This is a genomic window from Bifidobacterium castoris (genome assembly GCF_003952025.1).
Classification (GTDB): domain Bacteria; phylum Actinomycetota; class Actinomycetes; order Actinomycetales; family Bifidobacteriaceae; genus Bifidobacterium; species Bifidobacterium castoris.
In genome coordinates this window covers 1-24,965 of the sequence record NZ_QXGI01000002.1, presented here as the reverse complement: position 1 = coordinate 24,965, position 24,965 = coordinate 1, and the positions used below count along the sequence as shown (strand labels likewise).

Here is a 24,965-nt window from a genome sequence, read left to right as displayed (position 1 = left end):
GGGGTCCTTTCCTGAATCTGTCTCGAGTGTAGGTTGCCGTGCCGCCAAAATCCATCGTCCGCGCACATCCGTCACGAAGCGCGCACATCAGGGCGCCGCGCGGCTACCATGGCAGCAACGGCCACCATGCGACGGCCGGCGACACCTCGATGTTGATCGCGGCCGCGCATATGCCGGCGACGGCGAGTCCGAGCCACACCCACTGCCGCCGGTTCCGCCGCGGCGGCAGCTGCGCATGTTCGCATTCGCGCAGCGTCAAGCCGAGCAGATGCCCGGCACCGAGCCGTATCGGCGACGACCATGGACCGAGCACGGCGAGCAGCCAGCCGACCGCGAACGCGATCGCGCAGCTCGCGCCGGTCAGCGACGCCGGGGCTGCGTCCGGCACGGCGACCGTCAGCGAGCCGCCGAGGAGCGGAAGCGGCGTCTCGTAGCATGGCAGCCGGCAGGCGAAGGTCGCGAGCGCGGCTACGAGCGCGTCCACGAGCCACAGCGCGAGGATCGCGGGGACGACGAACACGATCGATTTGAGCAGATGCCACGGGAACGAGATCGCGCGGACCGCCGTGTCGCTGCCGCGGCGGGCGCCTTGGCGGCGCCGGATGCGTGCGGTCTGCGCGGCCGCGTTGTAGCCGACCGCCATCAGCGTCCACAGGATGGCCGACGCGGCGATGAGCGCGATGACCGGCAGGCTTGCGGCGAGCGCGGCGAGCGGCGCGAGCGACAGCAGGCAGGCGAGCCGTCCGCGCGCCGCGTAGTACGGCGTCGCGTCCCGCGGCATCTGGGCGAAGGCCGGCTGCGCATACGCCTGTGCCGGCGGCTGTTGCGGCGTGTCCGTCCGCGGCGGCTGTGCGTTCTCGTTCGCCTGCACCGTCCGCCACGACGGCGCGGCCGTCGCCGGGCGCGGCGCCTGCGTGGCCTGCTGCCCGGGCGCCACGGGTTGCGCCGGCGCGGTGAGAGAGACCGTCGGCTGTTCGATCGGCCCGATCACCTGCGTCGCTTCGACGTCGGCCGCGTCGATGTCGGCGTTGCTCGGCAGCGCGCGTGTCGCCGAGGCCGCCGTCATGGCCGCGGTCTGCCTCAGCGGCGTCGTGGCGGCTTCGATCGGCCGTGTCGCCGTCGGCGGCCGCGGCGGATCGAGAGGCATGCCGTTATGCGTCCGCATGCCGTCGTCGGATTGGCTGCCATCCTCCGGCTGCGCGGCGGCGCGCGGACGGCCGGCGGGGAACAGGATCGAGGCGGTCGGCATCGATTGCGCGCGCCATAACGTGCGTGGGTTGTTCACGCTTTCGTTCCTCCTGAAGGCCGCTCCGGTGGCCGGGGCGGCTGCCTCAAAAGGGAGGTGCGACTCCGCCTCCCATGCGTCCGCCGATATCGCGTCGAGCAGTTCGTCGGGCGTGCACCGTTCCTCGGGATGCGGCGAGAGCGCCGCGCGGAACGCCTGCAGCGTGCGCGGCGGCAGCCCCTGCAGGTTCGCGTTGCCGGTCGCCTCGCGCTGCAGCACGGCGAGCATCGGCTGCGTGCCGAACACCGGTGCGCCAGTCGCCGCGAACGCGAGCACCGAGGCCGTCGACCACCAGTCGGTCGCCTCGGTCGCCTCCTGGCCTTCGATGATCTCGGGGGCGATGAATCCCGGCGTGCCCATGACGAGGCCGGTGCTCGTCACGTGGCTTTCGCCTTCGCCCATCGCGATGCCGAAGTCGACGAGGATCGGGCCGGTGACCGAGACCATGACGTTCGTCGGTTTGATGTCGCGGTGCACGATGCCCGCCGCGTGCACCGCGTGCACGGCGGCTATGAGTTTTTCGGCGAGCCGTTCGAGGTCGCTGCCCATGTAGCGGCCGTTCTGCGCGACGTCCTGGCGCAGGTTGTCGCCTTCGATGAGTTCGGTGACGATGAACGCGAGCGAATCGTCGAGCTCCATGTCGGCGATGCTGCACACGCCCGGGTCCTTGATCCGCTTGAGCGCCATCGCCTCGCGGCGCAGCCGTTCGCGCGCCGTCGTCTGCGCGCGGCGCCCCGCCTCGTCGGCTGCTTCGTCGTTGAGCGAATCGCGCAGTATCTTCATCGCGTAGCTGGTGCCGCCGCCGTCCGTCACGCGCCATACCGACCCCATCGCGCCGGCGCCGAGGCGTGCGTCGAGCGTGTATCCGCCGACGATGTCGCCGTGCTGGAGGTTCAAAGCGTGCAGATCACTCATGGTTCCTATCGTAGGGTCGTTGGGGCGCCGATGGGCAATTATCGCCCGTCGGCCGGATTCGGCGCGTCGTCGGCATGCGTCTGCGGCGCGTCGTCGGCGTGGTGGGGTGCCTTGCGCTGCCCGTGGATGCCACGTCCGGCGTCGTGCGGCGCGTCATGTGCATGGTCGTCGGCGCCCCTGGCCGGAGTCGACGCCGTGCTCGTCGTCGTGTCGATGTCGATGACGTCGCCCGACAATTCGCGGCGCAGCCGGCCTTCTGCGTCGAGAAAGACGTTGCCGTGGTGATCCTGGACGCGCCGGTGCGCGCGTTTCGTCAGGCGGTGCGTGCGCTGCAGCTCGTGGTTGAGCTGGCCGATCGTGTCGGTGAGCCGCAGGATCTCGGCGCGCATCAGGCGCACGTCCGCGGAGTTGTAGTCGTTGTCGGACTGCGCATGCGTGTCCGGGGTCTGCGCATTGTCCTTCGTGATGTTGCGCGCGCCGCCGTTGACCTGGTCGATGATCCACGATGAGATCATCGCGCTGACGATGCCGATCAGCGCGATGCCGGTGAGCATCAGCGCGACGGCGATGAAACGGCCGGTGATCGTGACCGGGTAGACGTCGCCATAGCCGACCGTCGTCACCGTGACGAAGGCCCACCACAGCGACAGAGGGAACGTCGTGATCGTGGCGCCCGGCGCCAGATGCTCGGCCGAGTATTCGGCGAGCGCGGCGACGTAGATGAGCAGCGCTATCGCGCTCGTCGCGTAGACGGTGATGCGCCCTCGCGTCGCCGCGCCGGCGGAGCGGTTGAAGATGTGCAGCATCGGGATGAGCCGCAGCAGCCTCAGCGGGCGGAAGACCGGCAGCGCGAGCGTCAGCAGCAGCAGGATGTTCCTGCGGAACCAGAGCCACTTCTTCTCGGCGAGGATGAAGGAGACGAGATAGTCGATGCCATAGGTGATCCAGACGACGTTGATCGCGATGAAGCACGCGGTCAGATGCGTCTGCGCGAGGATTTGCCACGAGTACGCGAACAGGAACACGGCCGACAGCACGAACAACGGTATGTTGGAGATGCGTTCCCATTTCTCAAGCGTCATACCGTCGATTGTACGGAGGGCGCCGGCGCGGCGCGGCGCGCGGCGCGACGAATGTCGCGCAGAACGAAAACGGCCGGCGCCGTTGGCACAGGCGGCGCGGCGCGCGGGGGTCGACATGTGCGGCACGCCTGGGGATTGATAAGTTGGGAGGAGCGTGTATAGTGTGGAACAGTCTGGCGAGGAGCGATCCCCGTCGGGCGAACGTAGAAGTCTGCTGCCGCGTCGAAGTCGACGGCTGCAGGCGGACACGCCACAAGTAATCCCCTCACAACGGATCGTTCGGCACGTACCTGCCGATGAAAGGATGAATAATGGCAGAAGTCATTTTCGACCACGTCACGCGAATCTACCCGGGCAACGACAAGCCGTCGGTGGATGACCTCAATCTTGATATCAAGGATGGCGAGTTCCTCGTTCTCGTCGGTCCTTCCGGCTGCGGCAAGTCGACGACGCTGCGCATGCTCGCCGGCCTCGAGGAGGTCAACAAGGGCCGCATCCTGATCGGTGGCAAGGACGTCACCACGATGCAGCCGAAGGACCGCGACATCGCGATGGTGTTCCAGAACTACGCGCTGTACCCGCACATGACCGTCGCCGACAACATGGGCTTCGCGCTGAAGATCGCCGGCACCCCGAAGGAGGAGATCCGCAAGCGTGTCGAGAAGGCCGCCGAGATCCTCGACCTCACCGAGTTCCTCGACCGCAAGCCGAAGGCTCTTTCCGGCGGTCAGCGTCAGCGCGTCGCGATGGGCCGCGCAATCGTTCGTGAGCCGAAGGTCTTCCTGATGGATGAGCCGCTGTCGAACCTCGACGCGAAGCTGCGTGTGCAGACCCGTACGCAGATCGCGGCGCTGCAGCGCCAGCTCGGCGTCACGACGCTGTACGTCACGCACGATCAGACCGAGGCGCTGACGATGGGCGACCGCATCGCCGTCATCAAGCTCGGCATCCTGCAGCAGGTCGGCGCGCCGACCGAGCTGTACGACCGCCCGGCCAACGTCTTCGTCGCGGGCTTCATCGGCTCGCCGTCGATGAACATCAACACGCACCCGGTCGTCAACGGCAAGGCGCAGATCGGTGCCGACACCATGGAACTGCCGAAGGAGGCGCTCGACAAGCTCACGCCGGAGGACAACAACGAGATCATCGTCGGCTTCCGTCCGGAGGACGCCTCGCTCGCCGGCCCGGACGATACGAACGCGTTCTCGCTCAAGGTCGTCAACGTCGAGGATCTCGGCTCCGACGGCTACATCTACGGCAATATCATCACGGACGACTCGGTGGCCGCCGAGCAGGTCTCGATGATGTCCGACCAGAACAAGCTCACGACGATCCGCGTGAACCCGCGCGTGCTGCCGAAGGTCGGCGACATCGTCAAGATCAAGGTCAACCCGGCCAAGATGCACCTCTTCGCCCCGTCGACCGAGCTGCGCATCAACTGATGCCGGCCGCATGCAGGCGCTGACCTGAGCGTTGTGAAGGAACCCCGCAACATCTGCGGGGTTCCTTCGTATCTCGGGCGTATCCTGTCGAAGAAAACCGCATACAGCAATGAGGTAGAGTGACGACTATGAGCTTCAATGACAATCCGCAGTTGGATCCGCGCGCGTTGAAGGCGACGAGCGTGAAGGCCGAGGACCCGGCCGCGCCCTCCGAAGAGCCCGCGTCGCTCAAGATCACCTCGGCGAGCGCCGACCCGAAGATGTTCACGCTGCCATGGGAGCAGCCGCTGTCCACATGGCCGAAGGACATCCTCGTCAACCTGCCGCGAGGCATCTCCCGGCACATCGTGCGTTTCGTGCGCGTCGGCGACGAGGTCTACGCGATGAAGGAGATCACGCGCAACGTCGCGGAACGCGAGTACGAGCTGCTGCGCCAGCTGCAGAAGCTGAACCTGCCGACCGTGCAGCCGATCGCCGTCGTGACCGGCCGTCATGACGAGAACGGCGATCCGCTTGAGGCGATCCTCGTGACGAAGCATCTGCGCTTCTCGCTGCCGTACCGTGCGCTGTTCGCGCGCACATTGCGTCCGGACACGGCGGAACGGCTCATCGACGCGCTCGCCGTGCTCATGGTGCGTCTGCACCTCGCCGGCTTCTACTGGGGCGACGTGTCGCTGTCGAACGTCCTGTTCCTCAAGGACGCCGACGCGTTCTCCGCGTTCCTCGTCGACGCCGAGACCGGCGACCTGCAGGTCGAGCTGACGCAGGGGCAGCGCGAATACGACATCGACCTGGCGCGCACGAACATCATCGGCGAACTGATGGATCTGAGCTCCGGCGAGCTGCTGCCGCCGGACGTCGACGAGATCGAGGTCGGCAACCGCCTCGTCGACCGCTACCATTCGCTGTGGAGCGCGCTGACCGACACCGACAAGTTCAATCCGAACGAGATGTGGAAGATCGAGAAGCGCGTCAACCGGCTCAACGAGCTCGGCTTCGATGTCGACGAGCTCGAGGTGACGACGACCGAGGACGGCAAGCGCGTACTCGTGCGCCCGCGCGTCGTCGACGCCGGCTACGCGAACCGCAAGCTGCTGCGCCTGACCGGCCTCGACGTGCAGGAGAACCAGGCGCGCCGCCTGCTCAACGACCTCGACGCCTACCGCGCGTCGACGTGGCGCGACGGCGAGGATCTTGAAATCGTCGCGACCGACTGGATGCGCGAGGTCTTCGAACCGACGGTGCGCATGATCCCGCCCGAATACCGTTCGCAGATCGAACCCGCGCAGTTCTTCCACGAGGTGCTCGACCACCGCTGGTTCATGGCGGAGAAGGCCGGCCACGACGTGCCAATGGCCGACGCCGTGCAGAGCTACGTGCAGGACATCCTGCCCAAGCAGATGATGGATGCGAAGACCGTCGACGACCTCAACGCCGAAGCCGATTCCGGCGTCATCGACGACGAGGCCACCTACGACGACGCGGCCGTGCATCACGACGAGGACGACGACTACAACCCGGAGTTCGACCAGGACGCGGCCGTATGGGCGCACTGAGCGGCCTCTCGATGTGAATTGATGCAAATCGCCGCATTCTGTATGGCGATGTGCGGTTCTTCGCGTACGGAGATGCTTGTTCGCGAGCAGCGCGTCGTCCGTTAGCGTGAGAGCCACACCACGTCTACGGGAGGCGAATATGGAATCCAGGCATGTAGAGCATCTCATCATCGGTTTTGGCAAGGCAGGCAAGACCTTGGCCGCGCGCATCGCCAAGGAGGGCGGCCATGTCACGCTGGTCGAGCGTGATCGCAACATGTACGGTGGCACGTGCATCAACATCGGCTGCCTGCCGTCGAAGTCGCTCATTCTCGACGCCTATGCGGCAGACCGGCAAGGTGCCGAGCCACGGCAGGCCTTCGCCGAGGCGATGGCGGCGAAAACGGCTCTCACATCGAAGCTGCGCGCGGCGAACTACCGCAAGCTCGATGTGCTCGACGGCGTGACGATGCTTGATGGCACGGCGCGGTTCACCGGCGCGCACACCGTGCTGGTGGATGGCGCGGATGGTGTGCAGACGGTGTTGGAGGCCGACCGCATCTACATCGACACCGGCGCCAAGCCACGGATTCCCGATATCGAAGGAATTCGCACCACGCCCGGTGTGTATGACAGCACAGGCATGCTCTCGCTGCCTGCATTCCCCAAACGCGTGGTGATTCTGGGCGCAGGGTTCATTGGTCTGGAATTCGCGTCGATGCTTGCAGACTTCGGTTCCGAGGTGCATGTGCTCCAGCGCAACGATCGCGTACTGCCACGTGAGGACGCCGACATGGCCGAGGCCATTCTCGACATGCTGAAGCGACAGGGCGTCGAAGTGGTGACCGACGCGGTCGTCACCCGTGTGAGTCCGGGATCCGGTGACCATGCCGGTGAGGGCGTTTCGGTTCGGGTGGACGCCGAAGTGAACGGAGCCGCCGCGGTGTTCGACGCCGATGCGGTGCTGGTGGCCGCCGGGCGCGTTCCCGAGACGGCAGACCTCGATCTGGCCGCCGCAGGCATTGAGGCCGATGCGAACGGCGGCATTGTGGTGGACGATCTGCTGCGCACCACCGACGAGAATGTCTGGGCGATGGGGGACTGCAACGGCGGCCCGCAGCACACGTACATCTCACTCGACGACTACCGCATCGTCTGGTCTCAGATCTCGCCGGATGCGCCGGAGTACAGCCGCGCGCAGCGTCGCAATGTACCGTCGTGCGTGTTCCTGCATGTGCCGTACGCGCGCGTAGGTCTCAATGAACGCGATGCCGCCGAGCAGGGCATTGCGGTGCAGGTGCACACGCTGCCCACCGCCGCGGTGCCGAAGGCCGTCGTGATGCGCGAGACCGAGGGACTGCTCAAGGCGCTGACCGATCCGCGGACCGGCCGGATTCTTGGCGTGACACTGCTGTGCCCGGAGGCGCATGAGATGATCAACACGGCGAAAGTGGCGATGGATCTGCAGGTCGACGCCGTATATATGCGCAACGCGATCTTCACGCATCCGACGATGACGGAGGCGTTCAACGATCTGTTTGCGTGAGCTTGCGTGATGAAGCTCAAACATGGTCGTTTGCACTACTTCCGTTAGAGTAAACGACCATACTTTTGCAGATTATGGTCTTCTGCATTACACTCGTAACGGCAAAGAAGCGTGGAAGTGTTGAATGCCATGCTTGCATGGGCATCCTTCTCTCTTTTATTGTGTAGTTCCTCAACAGTGAGGCTTTGCTAGCAGGATGTCAACTTCCCTGTCTTGATAGTTCAAGCTATAGAGCATGGATGGCTTCGACGCGCGCAGTTGTGGTGCGATGTTTTCGGTCCGCGGCGTTATTGTTAGAACATGTGTTCGATTACAGTGTATACTGTGGGCAGGATTCGAACAACAGTTCGATTATGACGCTAAGGGGTGGCTGATTGCCGACCGTGACCGATATTGCCGTTGCCGCTGATGCGCTAGGGGTTCCTGCGAGCCTGTTGTTCCGCGTCGTCTATGACTTTCGACGGGCTGACTCCCAGGAAGTCGCACATGTCGGCGAAGACGACCATGGGGATGGGCCGTTCGCCGGTGAGGTAGCGGCTCACTGACACACGGTGCGCACCTATGGCCTCGCCGATCTGCTCGTCACTCACCTTGCGTCGTGCCTTCTGTGCGCGCAGCTCGGCGGCCAAGGCCTGCGCAAAGCGTTCTCCGTATTCTGCCATGGGTTTCAGTGTACTGTAATGCTTAAACTGAATCCATGAGTTGACAAAAAGAAACCATATGGTTACAATCAAGTTTGTCAGGTCAGCTAAACACAGAAAGGACACGACCTATGACAGACGAGATGGTGCTCGCAACCCAGAAGTGGTTGAACGAGACATATGGTGCGGATGCACGCTTCGACAAAGTGCCGGAGAACGGTGCGACGGGATGGGTGACGGTGTACGGTCTGCTGCACGCGCTGCAGATCGAGCTGGGCATTGAACAGACGGCAGACGCGTTCGGTCCGGGCACGCAGTCGCGATTCCAGGCGCGCTGGCCGCAGGGCATTGCTCAGCAGCCCGATGGCGCCGAGGCGGAATCGAACGTCTACGCCATCATTCAGGGTGCATTGTGGTGCAAGGGCTACGGCACCGGGGCCGTTTCCATCACGCGGCATTTCTATGGCGGCACGGGCGCCGCGATTCGCGAGTTGAAGACGGACATGGGCATCGGAGGCGATTCGACCGTGACCATGGACATCATGATGGCGTTGCTGTCGATGCAGCAGTTCAAGCTGATTGCAAGTTCTGGCGGTAGGCAGGTCATTCGAGAGGTGCAGCAACAAATCAATGAACAGTATCGTTCTTATACCGGAATTATTCCGACCGACGGTCTATATGGCCGGGAAATGAATATGGCGCTCATTCAGGTGTTGCAGGCGCTGGAGGGTTTCACGCCTGATGAGGCGACCGGCAACTTCGGCAACGGTACCCGTTCCAGACTCAAGACGATCGATGCCTCTACGGCAGGTGCTAATCCAAAATGGGTATGGCTTGCCTCTGCGGCATTGGTGTGCAATGGGTATGGCTCCAGTGTTTACTCCGTGTGGAATACGGCCATCAGCGGTGCAGTCGAGGAATTCCAACATGCCTATGCGCTACCCGCGAGCGGTGGCGTGGACGCGTACACATGGATGAGCCTGCTCACCTCGTGCGGCAACCCGAACCGCCCGGCAGTGGCATGCGATACACGATTTGAGATCACCGACGAATTCGCCGAACAGCTCAAGGCCGACGGATACGAGATTGTAGGCCGCTACCTGAGCGAACCCAATCAGGACAAGCTTCAGCCCAAGGACTACTGGAAAGCAATCCGGCCCGGCGAGCTCGAACGCATCGTCGAGCACGGACTCAAGTACTTCCCCATCTTCCAGGAGGATTCCACCAGTCTGGACACCTTTACCTCGCAGACCGGCGCACGTCACGCGCAGGAGGCCGCGGCGGCGGCGCAACGCCTCGGCGTGCCCCAGACGGTCATCTACTTCGCCGTCGACTACGACGCCACGGACCCCGAGGTGACGGCCGCCATCATCCCGTACTTCAAAGCCATCCATGACACCATCACCGGCGGCTACAAAGTCGGCATCTACGCGTCACGCAACATCTGCACGCGCGTATGCGACGCCGGATACGCGGTCTCGAGCTTCGTATCCGACATGTCCACAGGCTTCTCCGGCAACCTCGGCTTCCCAATCCCAAGCAACTGGAACTACGACCAGTTCACCGAAATCAGCTACCACGACTGGGACCTCGACCGCGTCGCCTACTCAGGACAAGTGATGCCTTGTGATACCGTGCTCCCCGAGAGTGTCAATGACCCATTGTACAAGTGGGTGCGAAGGACGGAAGAGGAGTGCATGAGCGGAATGAGCGGGCTCTCCAATCCTCTTTCGGCATTTCAGGATGGGATTGGCGAGTTCATTCTTGATTGGTTGCGCAAGCCCGAGTATTGGTCCTCTGGGAGCTCGGATAGCCAAGCGATGTGGCAAGCCTACACTCCGGAAGTCAGCTCTCCCGAACAGCTAGTACAAGCTCGCGTGCTATGCGCAACAGTTTGTTCCCAACAGCCAGCGATTAAGAACTCTGATTTCTATCCGGATCTTGCCCATATGGCGGCTACGGCATTGGGATATCTGACTTGGGGCGTGGAGACTCAGCAGAACCATTACGGATTTGGAGATCTTGGTGGGTGGCCTCTGGATCTTTTGCAGATTTGGGGCAAATATGTGTCAGAAGGGCATGACGCTGATTTGGCAACGTGGCTCAAAGCACATTTGGGCAGCGTATCGGATGGCATGGGATTCGGCTATGCAGATGTATTAGCGGATGCTGATGCATGGATTATAGCCAAGTATATGAAGGAACAGCCCTCGGGACACTCATTGTCTGAAGCTGTGAAAGAGCTCTTCCAGCAAAATCAGCAGCAGCGCATCGTGCAGTTCTATAATGAACGGTTTGGCGGGAAAGCTTCTAATGTTAGTGAAGCTTTTTTGGCATTGGGCGACGGCATCGATATTGGAAATACTAATTTCCCGATTACAACTTGGCTCCTCTGCCACGCAGCACATGCGGATAGGATGCCAGTAGAGGATGAGGCGAGAAGTTTGGCCCAAGCTTATGCTGCTTTTATCAGTAACCCCAGTCGATAAAATGATGCATCTGTATGGGGTGCTCTTACTGAAAGAGTATCCTACACAGATACTTCTCGGTTGGTGAACGAGTGATGAAAAGTCAGAACGTGTTTTTGTGTGCGTATGGGTAGCATCGTATGCGGGCAGACACATACGCAGGCCATAGCACGGCAACCAGCACTGATGTGCAATAGATCGCTACAATACGAACGTCATGCACCCATTGATTCAGCAGGCATCCTGCTCCTAGCAATGTTAGGAAGGTGAGGAGAATAACGGTGCAGATAGTTACCTTGCAGTGTTTCGATGACAATGTGTCATCCATGAGCGCGATTATTGCAAGATGCATGATCAGCACAAATAGGAACCATAGTGCAAGTGATCCATAGAATATGGTCGTGTCTCGTAAATGTTGCTGCGGGGTTGCTGGGCACGGCTTGTCAGAGAGACATTCGGGTGGAATATCCGGTGCGGATTCCTCGGCAAGTGTGAGAGTGATCAGCCCTGTGATGAGCAGTACCGGCACATCCAGTAACAACAATATGCCAAAGATCCACGAGAATACTGGTGTGGGTTGGCGTAGGCAACGTCGAGGAGACAATATATGACCTAGTCGGTGGATTGCATTGCTGAACTGATGTTTATCAGCTTCGTGTAACTGTGTCATTTCTGTCAGTTCCTACATTTGGATAATCCTGAATCATTGTAGCTGGAATCCGCGGATTGGTGTAAGGATGCCATCCTTCTCGAAAGGCCGATTCTGGCGCGCGTATATGCTGCCTTTCTCGCGCATCCTGTTGGCTAGTTGTAGCCTCTGTCGTCCGCTTTTTCATGCGGGTGACGGCGTTAGCGTGGCGATGAAGAATAGGTATGCGCTTGCGAGCGTGACCAGTGTGGTCGTGATGGTGCAGATGATGATGGTCGCATGATCGCGGTTGTCATGATGGGGCGGTGGTGTAACCGCTATTTCCATGAGTTGCAGAATCGGGCAAAGAATCCACAATGCCCAGCCAATAAGAATGACGATGCCAATCGTTTGCCATGGCGTAGTGCTTGGCATCGTCGATTCGGCATCGGTCTGGCTGGCGACGATCATGCAGCCAATCTGCATGAGGAAGCCGCTCCACCACAGGATTCTTCGAATGCCGGCAATCCACTGATCAGTACGAATCTGCCTCAGCTGTTGACGGCAATGTCTGATGCGAGTGGGGTGTGGCTTCATTGTTCACCTTTGTGTGGTCAGATGTCTATCGGAAGCAGTGTAACGGCGGGCAGAGCAGGATGCAGGAGCGTATGAGTTTTCCTCGCTTGCGTGACTGTGCCATCTCTGCCTGCCCTTCGGCTCACGGCATTTGAAAACCATTGTAGCTGGAAGTGTCCCATGTGCTGTCGGCATGCGATTGGGTGATACCAGTGCGTCGATGTCAGTGCACGGTCTGTGTTCAAAACAATACAAGGAGAAAACTATTCACGGAATCGATATCAGTAATTGGAAGGCGGATTTCAATCCCGATCGTGTTCCATTTGATTTCCTAGTGGTGCAGGCCACGTGGGGTGCGGGCGAGTTCACGGGCAACGGCATCGTGCGTGGCGTGTGGGTGGGCGCGGATGCGAAGATCCAGCAATGCGTTGCCTTGGGCAAACCGTTCGGCTATATGCACTACATCCGTGGGGTCGGCGCCGAAGCCGAGGCGCGGTTCTTCGCGGCGAACACGCTCGGCTATGTGCATCGGGGTCTGCCGTGCGTGGATTGGGAGGTCGCAGACAATCCAGCATGGAACGACATCGGTTATCTCGACCGTTTTTTCGGAACGTACATCGCGCTCACGCGGGTCAAACCGCTGGTCTACGTGCAGCAGTCGGCCATGAGTGCGGTGGCGGGTGCCGCCGCGGCGCATGACTGCGGTCTGTGGGTCGCGCAATACGCCGACGATGCTTCCACCGGCTACCAGCTGCACCCGTGGAACGAGGGCGCCTATGCGTGTGCGATGCGCCAGTACAGCTCGCATGGGCGGCTGCCCGGTTATGCGGGCGATCTGGACCTGAATGTGTTCTACGGTGACCGCACTGCGTGGAACAAGTATGTGATGTGCGGTGCCTAGTTCGTGGAATCTTTTGCCGCGCGGGTATGAATCTGCGAGAAAACGAGCGATTGTATCTATCTATGCATCTGGAAAGGAGATTATGTGATTGATACCGATGTCCAGCCGGCTATGCTGGACGACTCTGCGGAGGGCTCATCTGCGAGCATTGCAGAACATGAGAACGCGCACTCTCACACCCGTCCGCCAATGTGGATACAGTGGCCCGAGCTCTTATTGGAGCCAAAGACAACTGGTATGCGGTGGAGCCTCTCGCCAGTCTGCGTTTGACCGGTGTAGGTAATGAGTGCAACTACTCAGATATGTGCTCTGACGGTGATGCAATTTACCTGACAAGCAAGCTCAAGGCATCCACTGCAACGACTCACCTGTTGTCGGACACCATGCTTGCTTACTACAACAACCGAAGCGAATTGGCCAACCGGTTTAAACAAATGGCATGGAGTGAGAATGCCACCACTAAGGCGGCTGCTGAACAAGCATTCTACGAGGCAGTTGGTGGAGATGCAACTAAAGATCTAACGAAGATCATTGACGCCGCATGTCGCTACTTCCTTTCTCACGATGGCGCTACCGTCTATGTGCGTGCGGCGTGCCGGGCTCTCGCTGAGTTCGTGTTCTAGTCCATGCGTGTATGGCTTTGCCACCTCGTAGGAGGATGCCTCCTGCTAGAAAAGAGAGCGGGGGAAGGGCAGCGAGGATATAGAAGACAGAAAACCAACCATACGTATTGATGTACCAACCTTGTACGGAAGTCAATGTCAGGTTGAGTGTGCATCCACCTGCTATTGCGAATAATCGCCAAAGGAAAGCTGCGGTTTGCAGTCGTGTGCTCCGAGCAAAATAAATACCTTGGAACAAGGCGATGACGGGAGCAAGGAATAGGGATGGTATGCCTACAAAGATGCAGATTAATAATCCAATTGTGCCATCTGCTCCCCGAGGTGGGTTGAAGTAAGAGGTTTCCATTATGAAGTAGAGCAGGCAGAGCAGGATGCAGGAGCGTATGAGCTTTCCGCTTTTGCGTGACTGTGCCATCTCTGCCTGCCCTTCGACTTACGGCATTTGAAAACCATTGTAGCTGGAAGTGTCCCATGTGCTGTCGGCATGCGATCGGGTGATACCAGTGCATCGATGTCAGTGCACGGTCTGTGTTCAAAACAATACAAGGAGAAAACTATTCACGGAATAGATATCAGTAATTGGAAGGCGGATTTCAATCCCGACGCGGTGCCGTTCGACTTCTTGGTGGTGCAGGCCACGTGGGGTGCGGGCGAGTTCACGGGCAACGGTATCGTGCGCGGCGTGTGGACGGGTGCCGATGCGAGGATCCAGCGGTGCATCGTCTTGGGCAAGCCGTTCGGCTACATGCACTACATCCGCGGGGTCGGCGCCGAAGCCGAGGCACGCTTCTTCACGGTGAACACGCTCGGCTATGTGCACCGCGGTCTGCCGTGCGTGGACTGGGAGGCCGCAGACAACTTGGCATGGAACGACGTCGGTTATCTCGACCGATTTCTTGGAACATACATCGCGCTCACGCGGGTCAAGCCGCTGGTCTACGTGCAGCGGTCGGCCATGAGCGCGGTGGCGGGAATCGCTGCGGCACACGACTGCGGCTTATGGGTCGCGCAATACGCCGATGATGCTCCCACCGGCTACCAGCAGCACCCGTGGAACGAGGACGCATACGGGTGCGCGATGCGCCAATACAGTTCGCATGGGCGGCTGCCCGGCTATGCGGGCGATCTGGACCTGAACGTGTTCTACGGCGACCGCACGGCGTGGAACAAGTATGTGCTTGCGGCACCTAGTGTCTGATCTGCCCGTTCGATCGGGAATGAAGCCGCGTGCAGGTGGCAATCAGTGCAATGTGTGGGAAATATGTGAAAGGAGAGTATGTGATCGATACAGACATTCCCTCGGATGAGCTGAGTGATTCCGAGGGGATTCATACAGCCGATGGTGTGGAGCGTGCAATCGCGCACCCTCATGACAGCGAGACCGATTTCGTGCCCACGTTCAGTCCACACACGCGCACCATCGTGTACGTGGTGTGCATGGTGATGGGCATCGTCTCGTACGTGCTCACCGTGACCACCTCGGCGATTGACGCGCCCGCGTGGCTTACGGTGGCCTGCGCCACGTGCACCGCCGTTCCCGGCTACGTCGCCGCCGCGTTCGGTGTGCACTACGACGGCATCAGCATTCGCAAATAAGCACTAAGTGCTGCACGTACGCGCGCAGTCAGTGGATGGCGATGGCGTGCGGTTCGCGCGATTGAAATACTGGTGCCGCACGCCGAGATAGTGGGTGTCTGCTCTCGTAGATTGGGAACAGGCACCCGTAGTGCGAAATTATTCGGCGGATTCGCCGGCCTTGCGCCGCGCGTTCACGGTGGCGTAGAGTGCGATGCCCGCTGCCACGGAGGCATTCAGCGACTCCACGGCGCTCGTGATCGGAATACTCGCAATGGCGTCGCAAGCCTCGCGAGTGAGCCTGCTCAGTCCTTTGCCTTCGGAGCCGAGCACCACAACAAGCGGATCGGTCTCGAAGCCGGTCTCGCCGACGAGCTTGCTGCCGCCGCCGTCAAGGCCGACGCTGTAGTAGCCACGTTCCTTGAGCGCCTCGATTGCCTTCGTCAGGTTGACGACGCGCGCGACCGGCATATGCGCGGCGGCTCCGGCCGACACCTTCCATGCGGTCGCGTTCACCGACGCGGAGCGCCGTTCCGGCAGGATGACGCCGTTCGCGCCGAAGGCGGCCGCCGAACGGATGACGGCGCCGAGGTTCTGTGGGTCGGTGATGCCGTCGAGCGCGATGAACAGCGGACGCGCGGCGAGGCGGGCGGCCTTCGAGTTCGCGGCCTCCATCGCGCGCGCCTTGCGCTCGGCGCGTTCGGCGAGCTCGATGAGCGACGAATACTGGAAGGGCTGCGCCTTCATGATGACGCCCTGATGATGGTCGGAGCGTGCGATGCGGTCCATCTCCAGGCGGTCCGCCTCGAGCAGGTTGAGGCCATGCTGGCCGGCGAGGCGGATGATCTCGCGGGTGCGGTCGTCCGGTTCGATGCGCGCGGCCACATAGAGCGTGCTCGCCGGCACGCCGACGCGCAGCGCCTCGAGGACGGCGTTGCGGCCGATGACCAGATCGTCGGAATCGTTCGTGAATTTGGTGGCGCGGCGGCGTGCCGCCAGACGCGGATCGGAACGCTGGCGCTTCTCCGCCTGCTTCCTCGCCTTGTATGCCTTGTGATAGACGCGGTCCTCGGCCTTGGGCGTCGGGCCCTTGCCGCGCAGCGCGTTGCGGTGCTTGCCGCCCGACCCCTTGGTCGGGCCTTTCTTCGTAACCATGGGCACAATTATGGCAGCGCCCCGCGCCAAAGCGCTGTGCGCGAAGCCGTGACGGCGCCGCCCTCGTTTTCGCTGATTGTGTGCAGTTCGCCGCAAACGGCCGCATGATGACCGACGCTATGGAATAATGGCAGACGTATGAGGGCGCCATGCCAACGTGGCGCCGGAAATAACCGCGCAGTCCGACGCCCGTTTCCCGGTCCGCCGATACCGGGCAGGGGAGCCGCGCCTGGCTGACTACTCCGCGGCTGACCGAGGAGAAACAACCTATGGATGATCGCATCATTGATCCATCCGCATTATCCAACGAGCCCCATGTGGAGACTGAGGGCGCCCAGGAGAGCCGGGAGGTGAAAGCGCAGGAGGCACTGCTGCGCGACGTCGACCCGTCGCTCGTCGGCGCCGATCAGGTGGCCGCGGCGCTCGACGTCGATCTACGCACCGGCCTGAGCGCCGCCGAGGCCAAGCGCCGACTGGAGAAGTTCGGCCCCAACGAGCTCGCGAGCGCGCCGCCGGTGCCGAAATGGAAGAAGTTCCTGCAGCAGTTCCAGGATCCGCTCGTCTACCTGCTGCTCGCCGCGACGGCGATCTCGCTCGTCGCCTGGATCATCGAGAAGGTCAACGCGGCGCCCGGCGCCGAAGGAGGCGAGGCGCTGCCCTTCGACGCCATCGTCATCGTGCTGATCCTCATCGTCAACGCGATTCTCGGCTACGTGCAGGAGGCGAAGGCCGAGGAAGCCGTCAACGCGCTGTCCGAGATGACGGCGCCGACGTCGAACGTGCTGCGCGACGGCCGCGTCGAGCGCATCAACACGACCGACATCGTCCCCGGCGACATCCTCGTGCTTGGTGAAGGCGACACGGTCCCGGCCGACGGTCGTCTGCTCGCCGCCGCGAGCCTGCGCATCGCCGAGGCGTCGCTGACCGGCGAATCCGTCCCGGTGGGCAAGAACCCGACGGCGCTCGAGAAGGCGAAGGCGCTCGGCGACCGTGCGAACATGGTCTTCAACGGCACCTCCGTCACGCAGGGCACCGGCCGCGCGGTCGTGACCGGCACCGGCATGAACACGCAGGTCGGCAAAATCGCCGATCTGCTGCAGTCGACCGACGACGAGGCGACGCCGCTGCAGAAGGAGATGAACCACGTCTCGAAGATCCTCGGCATCGCCGTGTGCATCATCGCGGCCGTCGTCCTGCTCGCGCTCGCATTGCTCGAAGGCTTCCACAGCGTCCACGACGTCATCGATTCGCTGCTGCTCGCCGTCTCGCTCGCCGTCGCGGCCGTGCCGGAAGGTCTCGCCGCGATCCTCACCGTCGTCCTCGCGCTCGGCGTGCAGCGCATGGCCGCGCACCACGCGATCGTCAAGAAGCTGCATTCGGTCGAGACGCTCGGCTCCGCGTCCGTCATCTGCTCGGACAAGACCGGCACGCTCACCCGCAACGAGATGACCGTCGAACGCGTCGTCGTGCCGTCGGGCGAGGTCGAACTGACCGGCACCGGCTATGCGCCGGAGGGCGACATGGTCGCGCTCGACGGCGTCGCCGTCCCGGAGAACATCGCGAACGAGGTGCTCGCCACGCTCGGCGCCGGCACGCTCGCGAACGACGGCGAACTGCGTGCGGGCGACAAGCCCGGCACCTGGGAGGTCGTCGGCGACCCGACCGAGGTCTCGCTCGTCGTGGCCGCCCGCAAGACGCATGCGGACAAGAAGTACGAGCACTTCCAGCGCGTCGCCGAGATCCCGTTCACGTCGGAGCGCAAGCGCATGTCCGTCATCGCGCGCAACGCGACCGACGCCGGCAAGCTCACCGTCTTCGCGAAGGGCGCCCCGGACGTGCTGCTGGGCTACTGCGACCGCATCTACGTCAACGGCGCGATCCGCAAGCTCACCGAAGGCGACCGCCAGGACATCCTCGAAACGGTCGAACGGCTCTCTCGTGAGGCGTACCGCACGCTCGGCGAGGCGTACCGCCCGCTCGAGACCGATTCGCTCGCGCAGATCCCCGGCATCCGCACGAACTCGGCCGGCGAGGTCTCCGACATCGCCGAACAGGCCGACGCGATCGAAGCGCATCTGATCTGGAACGGCATGGTCGGCATCATCGACCCGCCGCGCACCGAGGTGCGCGACGCCGTCGCCGAAGCGCACCGCGCCGGCATCCGCACCGTCATGATCACCGGCGACCATCCGCTCACGGCCGCCCGCATCGCCTCCGACCTCGGCATCATCGCCAAGGACGGCAAGGCGCTCACCGGCGACGAGCTCGACGCGATGGACGAGCGCCAGCTCGACAAGGCGACATCCGAGGTCTCCGTCTACGCGCGCGTCGCCCCGGAGCACAAGCTCAAGATCGTCGAATCGCTACAGCGTCAGGGCAACATCGCCGCGATGACCGGCGACGGCGTCAACGATGCCCCGGCCGTCAAGGCCGCGGACATCGGCGTCGCGATGGGCATCACCGGCACCGAGGTGACGAAGCAGTCGGCGAAGATGATCCTCGCCGACGACAACTTCTCGACGATCGTCGCCGCCGTGCGCGAGGGCCGCGGCATCTTCGACAACATCCGCAAGTTCCTGCGCTACCTGCTCAGCTCGAATGTCGGCGAGGTCTTCACCGTCTTCTTCGGCGTCGTGTTCGCCGGCTGGCTCGGCATCAAGAACCCGGCGTCGGTCGGCGTCACCGTGCCGCTGCTCGCGACGCAGCTGCTGTGGATCAACCTGCTGACCGACGCGGCGCCCGCGCTCGCGATGGGCGTCGATCCGATGACCGAGGACGTCATGGACCGCAAGCCGCGCAAGCTCACCGACCGCGTCATCGACGGCGCGATGTGGGGCGACATCGTCTACATCGGCATCATCATGGCCGTCGTCACGCTCATCGGCATGGACATGCATCTGTCCGGCGGCCTGTTCACCGACCGTTCGGTAAGCGCGATGGGCCATGACGCGCAGATGGTCGAGGCGCGTACGATGGGCTTCACGATTCTCGTGTTCGCGCAGCTGTTCAACGCGCTCGCGTCGCGTTCGCATCTGCAGAGCGCCTTCGTCGGCCTGTTCTCGAACAAGTGGCTGTGGGGCGCGATCGGCCTGTCCGTCGTGCTGCAGCTGCTCGTCATCTACGTGCCGTTCCTCAATACGGCCTTCGGTACGACGCCGCTGCCGGCGATGGCGTGGCTCGAATGCATCGGCCTGGCGTTCTTCGTGCTGCTCGCCTCGGAAGTCCGCAAGGTCTTCCTGCGCATGCGTGCGAAGCGCTGACGCTCCGCTTTTCCGGACCCGACTCCATAGTCGGGTCCTTTTTGTATATGGGCTATGCAAAATAGTCGGTTTTGCGCGATTGGTGCCGTGTCCGGGCTTATGGCGTCATTATACGCAGTATTCATGCAACGGATTATGCTGTCTTGATGCCCATTTGATACCAATGGCCCATTATGTTAACCTTCTTGACATAAATCTGTGAGTTGCTCGGGTGTGGTCAAGAATCATTCCGTGGGACTGGTCAAGGAGGACTGATGATGCAGGATGATGGCAATCTCAATCGGGATGCGCGGCGATTCGCGGTGCAGTTCTTTCGCGACTGGGAGCAGCTGGGGCACCTGTATCGCTTTCTGATGACCGATGAAGCAATCTCTCCGAACGCCATCGGCGTCATGAACATCCTGCTCGATCATGAGGGCTGCACGCACAAGGTCATCTGCCATCGGACCCAGCTGTCGAAGCAGGCGGTCAGCGGCATCGTGCGCGTCCTTGAGGAATCCGGCTATGTCTATACGGTCGTTGGCGATACGGACGCCCGCGTGCGCAAGATCTATCTGACCCGGTTGGGGCGTCAACGCAGCCAGTCGATTATGAATAAGGTGCATGAGACCAGCATGTCTGCGATGTCGATGCTTGGGATGAGGAAACGGTGTCTGCTGCTTAAGATCGTCCATCTGTATGTGCAGGTGTTGTCCTATGTCGTTGAATCGAATGCCGCAGGCAAACGCTGAAGATGGCCGATTCCAGCTCCCGTCGCGGTTGCCGCGCGTATCGCCGTGTCCGGCGCCGCGCGCCTGATGTTCTCCATAGCACGGTTCGCATGCCGACGCAAATAGTCAACTATCTTTACTATTTCGCGACAGGATGATTGCGTCATGAGGCGGCGACGGGGCGCATGAGTTCCGACTGTCGAATTAGGCATATCACGCATATATGTTCAGTGCAGGTGTGAGGCACCTTACACATGTGGATGGTCGGGACAATCCATTGGTCATATCACCTAGCACGCTGGCAAAGTGCACATTCACCTCAGCCTCTCTTCAGCGAAAAGCGGGGGGGGGGTGCATGCGCTAGAAAGGAAACTAAGTACACATGAGAGATTTTGGATACTTACGGAGAGGGGTTGCCTGTCTGGCCGCAGTGGCCGCGCTGAGCGTTGGCTGCGTCGCGCCAGCCGCCTTCGCGGATGATGCGGCATCCGTCCCCGCGGCTACGAAGGCGATCGAATCGCCGGGCAACGCCGATACATACAGTACGATTTCGGGCAATGTGGGCGTGCCCTATGGCGGCAACCTGGTCAGCAATGATTTTCGTCCGCTCAAGGGCGTGCGCGTGTATGCTCAGTGGTTCGACAACAAGGGAACCGTCGCCTCGCCCGTCTACACCACGGTCTCGGATGATCAGGGCAACTGGGGCATCGTCATGCAGCCGTTCGTCGATTCCGAGGGCGGCATCCACACCTTCGACGCCGACCCGAACCTGCCGCAGGGCGAGTACTACCGCGTGTGGTCCGATAATCCGGATACGAACAAGTATTCGCTGTCCTATTCGTGGGGCAATGAGCGCGTCTTCCCGACGACCCATGCCTATCAGGTGCAAGCCGCGACCAACTACGGCATCGGACCGAACACGATTCAGACCGTGAAGATTCGATACCAGGAAAAGCCCGTCGCGCAGATGCATAAGGACCAGGCGGATGCCGACACGTCGTCGCAGAACAAGGTGACCAACGGCACCGTCTCCGGAACCGTGTTCTGGAACTACAGCGCGCTTCCGGCGACGATGTGGAGCGAGCAGTTCGATTATGAGCACAGCAAGGGCGACTCGGCCGCCCCGGGCGTGCGCGTGACCGCATCTTATCTGTCCGACGAGGCCGTGACGAAGATCGAAAACGAATACAAGGCGGCCAACGACAAGAGCATCCGTGGAGCGACTTGGGACAGCGCGGATGAACAGGCGTTGCAGGATTGGATCAAGCAGCAGATCGACAAGGACGGCAAGGACAAGTGGATCGCCGAGACGGTGACCGCGAAGACCGCCAACGATGGCAGCTATGTGCTTGATTTCAAGGGAACCTATGGCAATTCCTACAAGAGCGCAGGGCTCGTCTCCGCGGACAAGGCCCATACGCTCGCTGCATCGCATGATGACGGCAGCTGGCTGCTCGGCAATGGCTCCAGCAAGCACATCAATTACGATTGGCTGTACGTATCCACTGAGCCGATGGAAGGCATCTCCTCGGCCGGCCCGTTCCAGTACAACAACTTCTCGGGCGACATCGGTTCGCTTGGTGCAGGTGGCCTCGCCACTTATCCTTCCGGCTCCTTCGCCGAGAAGCTGACGAGCAAGATCTACAACATCAACTTTGCGCTTATCCCCGATGACATCAGCTTCGACGTCAATCCCTACGACAGCGCGGGCAACTTCGCGAAGATCGGCGATACGGCGCATACAACCGCAACAGGACTGGCGTACAGCTTCGATCCGGGCCGAACCTATAAAATCGTCTGGACCGATCCGGATGGCAAGGACGTCGCGACCTGCGACGCTTTGAAAGTCACCACTGACGGCAAGCTCGACTCGTGCGACTTCAAGGTCCCCGAGTTCGATGGCACGTCGCGCACCTATACGGCGACGCTGTACACGGCGAACGCCGATAATGATGAAGTCTCCCAGGCACTTGGATCGGATTCGTTCACCGCCGTCAACGCGCATGCCGACATTCCGCTGGGCCAGGTCGGCAAGTCGTACCCGCTTGCGGTTCCGGGGAACCCCGATCCGGACGGCAAGGGCGTGACAGCGAAGCTGTCGCTTCCGGATTACAGTGATATCGTCGGTGCCGACACTGCGGTGAAGTACGCTTTCACTCCGAAGGACGGCGCTCTGCCCGACGGCCTGTCGATCGACGCTGACGGCAACATCACCGGCACCCCCACTGCAGCAGGCGAAACCAATGTCGTCGTGAACGCGACGACAACGCTCAACGTCCCGAAGGGCGACAAGACCGACGAGACGTTCAAGGTCGACGTCACCATCCCCTACGAGCTGGACTTCCAGATCGTTGACACCGCGATCACCCCGGATACGACCGTTGCGGGCCAGCCGCTTGCCGCGGACGCGAAGATCATCGTCAACGGTCTTCGCAAGGACGACAAGGTCTCTGACTTCGCGGTGGACGCCACTGCTCCGAATGCGGCCAATGCGCTGCCTAAGGGCGTCACGTTGAACGCCAATGGCACGCTTGCCGGTACCCCCGAGGCGGCCGGAACCTATACGATCCCGGTGACCTATAAGATCACATCGGCAGACAAGACCGAGCACACGATCACCGACACCGTTACGATGACGGTCACCGATCGGGCGACGACTGCTGATTCGGTGGATCCGAAGTATGAGGTGACGTCCGCGTCGGTTGATGCTCAGGCGACGTCCAAGGCTCCGACGTTCACGAACGCCGATGGCACTGCGGCGACGCCGGATGTGGCGTCGTACGCGCTCGGCAAGGACGCGCCCGCCGGGGCGAGCGTGGACGCGAAGACCGGTCTGGTCTCGTATACGCCGGTCGTGGCGGATGCGGGCAAGGCCGTCGACGTGCCGGTGACGGTGACGTACGCGGACAAGTCGACGGATGACGCGGTCGCGGTGTTCCAGGTCGGTTCGCTCGCGGATGCGCATAATCCGGGGTACAAGGACGCTTCGGCGAAGCCCGGCGAGACGGTGAAGGTCCCGCAGACGGGTGATGCGAAGATGCCGCAGGGCACCGTGTACGCGCTTGATCCGGCTGGCGCGCTGCCGGCCGGTTGGACGGCGGCCGTCGATGCGGGCACCGGCGAGGTGACGGTGACGCCGTCTCAGGACGCGAAGGCCGGCGACGGCGTGACGATCCCGGTGAAGGTCACCTACCCCGACAACTCCGAAGACACGGCCTCCGTCAAGTTCACGGTGGCTGCTCCCGATCCGACGACTGCTGATTCGGTGGATCCGAAGTATGAGGTGACGTCCGCGTCGGTTGATGCTCAGGCGACGTCCAAGGCTCCGACGTTCACGAACGCCGATGGCACTGCGGCGACGCCGGATGTGGCGTCGTACGCGCTCGGCAAGGACGCGCCCGCCGGGGCGAGCGTGGACGCGAAGACCGGTCTGGTCTCGTATACGCCGGTCGTGGCGGATGCGGGCAAGGCCGTCGACGTGCCGGTGACGGTGACGTACGCGGACAAGTCGACGGATGACGCGGTCGCGGTGTTCCAGGTCGGTTCGCTCGCGGATGCGCATAATCCGGGGTACAAGGACGCTTCGGCGAAGCCCGGCGAGACGGTGAAGGTCCCGCAGACGGGTGATGCGAAGATGCCGCAGGGCACCGTGTACGCGCTTGATCCGGCTGGCGCGCTGCCGGCCGGTTGGACGGCGGCCGTCGATGCGGGCACCGGCGAGGTGACGGTGACGCCGTCTCAGGACGCGAAGGCCGGCGACGGCGTGACGATCCCGGTGAAGGTCACCTACCCCGACAACTCCGAAGACACCACTGCTGTCGCCTTCGTAGTGACCGCCGGCGATCCGCTGACGATCGCTCCGATCGAGGACCAGACCGTCTGGTCCGGCGACCCGATCAAGGACATCGTTATCGCGGTGACCGACAAGGACGGCGCTGAGGTGAATCCGACGCTGACCGTCACCGGTCTTCCGGACGGTGTCACCTTCGATCCGGCGACGAAGACCATCTCCGGCGCTCCGACGAAGAACGAGGACAAGGTCTACACTGTCACGGTCACCGCTCTCGGTGAGCATGGCTCCAATGGGGCCGCATCCTTCACGATTACCGTCAAGGACTCCACGAAGGACACCGACAAGGATGGACTGCCGGACAAGGAGGAAGAGAAGATCGGCACCGATCCGACGAAGCCGGACACCGATGGTGACGGCATCTCGGATGGCGACGAGGTGAACGGTACGAAGAACCCGTTCCCCGACGGCAAGCATGATCCCGACGGCAAGCCCGGCAACACCGATCCGCTCAATCCGGACACGGATGGCGATGGTGTTTCGGACGGCGACGAGGTCACCGGCGCGAAGAACGACGGCAAGCCGACCGATCCGAACAGCGATGACACCGACAAGGATGGCGTCAAGGACAGCGACGAGATCAAGGACGGCACCGATCCGACGAAGCCCGACACGGACGGCGACGGCCTGCCCGATGGCGAGGAGAAGAAGATCGGCACCGATCCGACGAAGCCGGACACCGATGGTGACGGCATCTCGGATGGCGACGAGGTGAACGGTACGAAGAACCCGTTCCCCGACGGCAAGCATGATCCCGACGGCAAGCCCGGCAA

General features: G+C 62.1%; 16 protein-coding genes. 11 read left to right on the top strand and 5 right to left on the bottom strand.

The genetic code is table 11. The annotated features are described in order from the left end of the window. Nucleotides 1–103: 103 nt before the first annotated feature. Nucleotides 104–2,200, bottom strand: a complete 2,097-nt coding sequence (locus tag D2E22_RS02345) for a serine/threonine-protein kinase (RefSeq protein WP_126031538.1) — start codon at nucleotides 2,198–2,200, stop codon at nucleotides 104–106. A gap of 38 nt (nucleotides 2,201–2,238) precedes the next feature. After that, the gene (locus D2E22_RS02340) at nucleotides 2,239–3,282 is read right to left on the bottom strand and encodes a potassium channel family protein (protein WP_126031537.1); all 1,044 of its coding nucleotides are present in this window, start codon (nucleotides 3,280–3,282) and stop codon (nucleotides 2,239–2,241) included. A 311-nt stretch (nucleotides 3,283–3,593) separates the two neighbouring features. Here D2E22_RS02340 and D2E22_RS02330 point away from each other — a divergent pair, with 311 nt between their 5' ends. From D2E22_RS02330 to D2E22_RS02320, 3 genes are all read left to right on the top strand, one after another. After that, nucleotides 3,594–4,724: an ABC transporter ATP-binding protein gene (locus tag D2E22_RS02330; RefSeq protein ID WP_126031535.1), complete on the top strand. Its 1,131-nt coding sequence runs from the start codon at nucleotides 3,594–3,596 to the stop codon at nucleotides 4,722–4,724. Nucleotides 4,725–4,852: 128 nt separating this feature from the next. Continuing rightward, entirely contained in the window at nucleotides 4,853–6,280 is a 1,428-nt protein-coding gene (locus D2E22_RS02325) for a DUF4032 domain-containing protein (RefSeq protein WP_126031534.1), read from the top strand. 139 nt (nucleotides 6,281–6,419) lie between these two features. After that, nucleotides 6,420–7,805: an FAD-dependent oxidoreductase gene (locus tag D2E22_RS02320; RefSeq protein WP_126031533.1), complete on the top strand. Its 1,386-nt coding sequence runs from the start codon at nucleotides 6,420–6,422 to the stop codon at nucleotides 7,803–7,805. A 413-nt stretch (nucleotides 7,806–8,218) separates the two neighbouring features. On the opposite strand, the gene D2E22_RS02315 is transcribed toward D2E22_RS02320, so the two are convergent. Then, nucleotides 8,219–8,467, bottom strand: a complete 249-nt coding sequence (locus tag D2E22_RS02315; RefSeq protein WP_126031532.1) for a helix-turn-helix domain-containing protein — start codon at nucleotides 8,465–8,467, stop codon at nucleotides 8,219–8,221. A gap of 110 nt (nucleotides 8,468–8,577) precedes the next feature. Between D2E22_RS02315 and D2E22_RS02310 the strand changes: the two genes are divergently transcribed. Beyond that, the gene (locus D2E22_RS02310) at nucleotides 8,578–10,935 is read left to right on the top strand and encodes a glycoside hydrolase domain-containing protein (RefSeq protein ID WP_126031531.1); all 2,358 of its coding nucleotides are present in this window, start codon (nucleotides 8,578–8,580) and stop codon (nucleotides 10,933–10,935) included. Between the two features lie 811 nt (nucleotides 10,936–11,746). On the opposite strand, the gene D2E22_RS02305 is transcribed toward D2E22_RS02310, so the two are convergent. Then, nucleotides 11,747–12,139, bottom strand: coding sequence for a hypothetical protein (locus D2E22_RS02305; protein WP_126031530.1), 393 nt, complete (start codon nucleotides 12,137–12,139; stop codon nucleotides 11,747–11,749). Nucleotides 12,140–12,311: 172 nt separating this feature from the next. On the opposite strand from D2E22_RS02305, the gene D2E22_RS02300 reads away from it, so the two are divergent. The 4 genes from D2E22_RS02300 (at nucleotide 12,312) to D2E22_RS02285 (ending at nucleotide 15,238) form a co-directional block, all read left to right on the top strand. Continuing rightward, entirely contained in the window at nucleotides 12,312–13,019 is a 708-nt protein-coding gene (locus tag D2E22_RS02300; protein WP_164518384.1) for a GH25 family lysozyme, read from the top strand. Between the two features lie 200 nt (nucleotides 13,020–13,219). Then, nucleotides 13,220–13,642 (top strand): hypothetical protein, encoded by a 423-nt coding sequence (locus D2E22_RS02295; RefSeq protein ID WP_126031528.1) that lies wholly within the window; start codon nucleotides 13,220–13,222, stop codon nucleotides 13,640–13,642. A 442-nt stretch (nucleotides 13,643–14,084) separates the two neighbouring features. After that, complete coding sequence (locus tag D2E22_RS02290; RefSeq protein WP_164518383.1) at nucleotides 14,085–14,840, top strand: GH25 family lysozyme; 756 nt, start codon at nucleotides 14,085–14,087, stop codon at nucleotides 14,838–14,840. A gap of 80 nt (nucleotides 14,841–14,920) precedes the next feature. Continuing rightward, nucleotides 14,921–15,238, top strand: a complete 318-nt coding sequence (locus tag D2E22_RS02285) for a hypothetical protein (RefSeq protein ID WP_164518382.1) — start codon at nucleotides 14,921–14,923, stop codon at nucleotides 15,236–15,238. A gap of 138 nt (nucleotides 15,239–15,376) precedes the next feature. Here the strand turns inward: D2E22_RS02285 and rlmB are convergent, their stop codons facing one another. Then, entirely contained in the window at nucleotides 15,377–16,372 is a 996-nt protein-coding gene (gene rlmB / locus D2E22_RS02280) for a 23S rRNA (guanosine(2251)-2'-O)-methyltransferase RlmB (RefSeq protein ID WP_126031525.1), read from the bottom strand. Between the two features lie 269 nt (nucleotides 16,373–16,641). On the opposite strand from rlmB, the gene D2E22_RS02275 reads away from it, so the two are divergent. From D2E22_RS02275 to D2E22_RS02265, 3 genes are all read left to right on the top strand, one after another. Then, on the top strand, nucleotides 16,642–19,632 hold the full coding sequence (locus D2E22_RS02275; RefSeq protein WP_126031524.1) for a cation-translocating P-type ATPase: 2,991 nt from the start codon (nucleotides 16,642–16,644) through the stop codon (nucleotides 19,630–19,632). Nucleotides 19,633–19,886: 254 nt separating this feature from the next. After that, the gene (locus D2E22_RS02270; protein ID WP_126031523.1) at nucleotides 19,887–20,363 is read left to right on the top strand and encodes a MarR family winged helix-turn-helix transcriptional regulator; all 477 of its coding nucleotides are present in this window, start codon (nucleotides 19,887–19,889) and stop codon (nucleotides 20,361–20,363) included. Between the two features lie 538 nt (nucleotides 20,364–20,901). After that, on the top strand, nucleotides 20,902–24,965 hold a 4,064-nt coding region (locus D2E22_RS02265; protein ID WP_164518381.1), incomplete at its 3' end, for a YPDG domain-containing protein.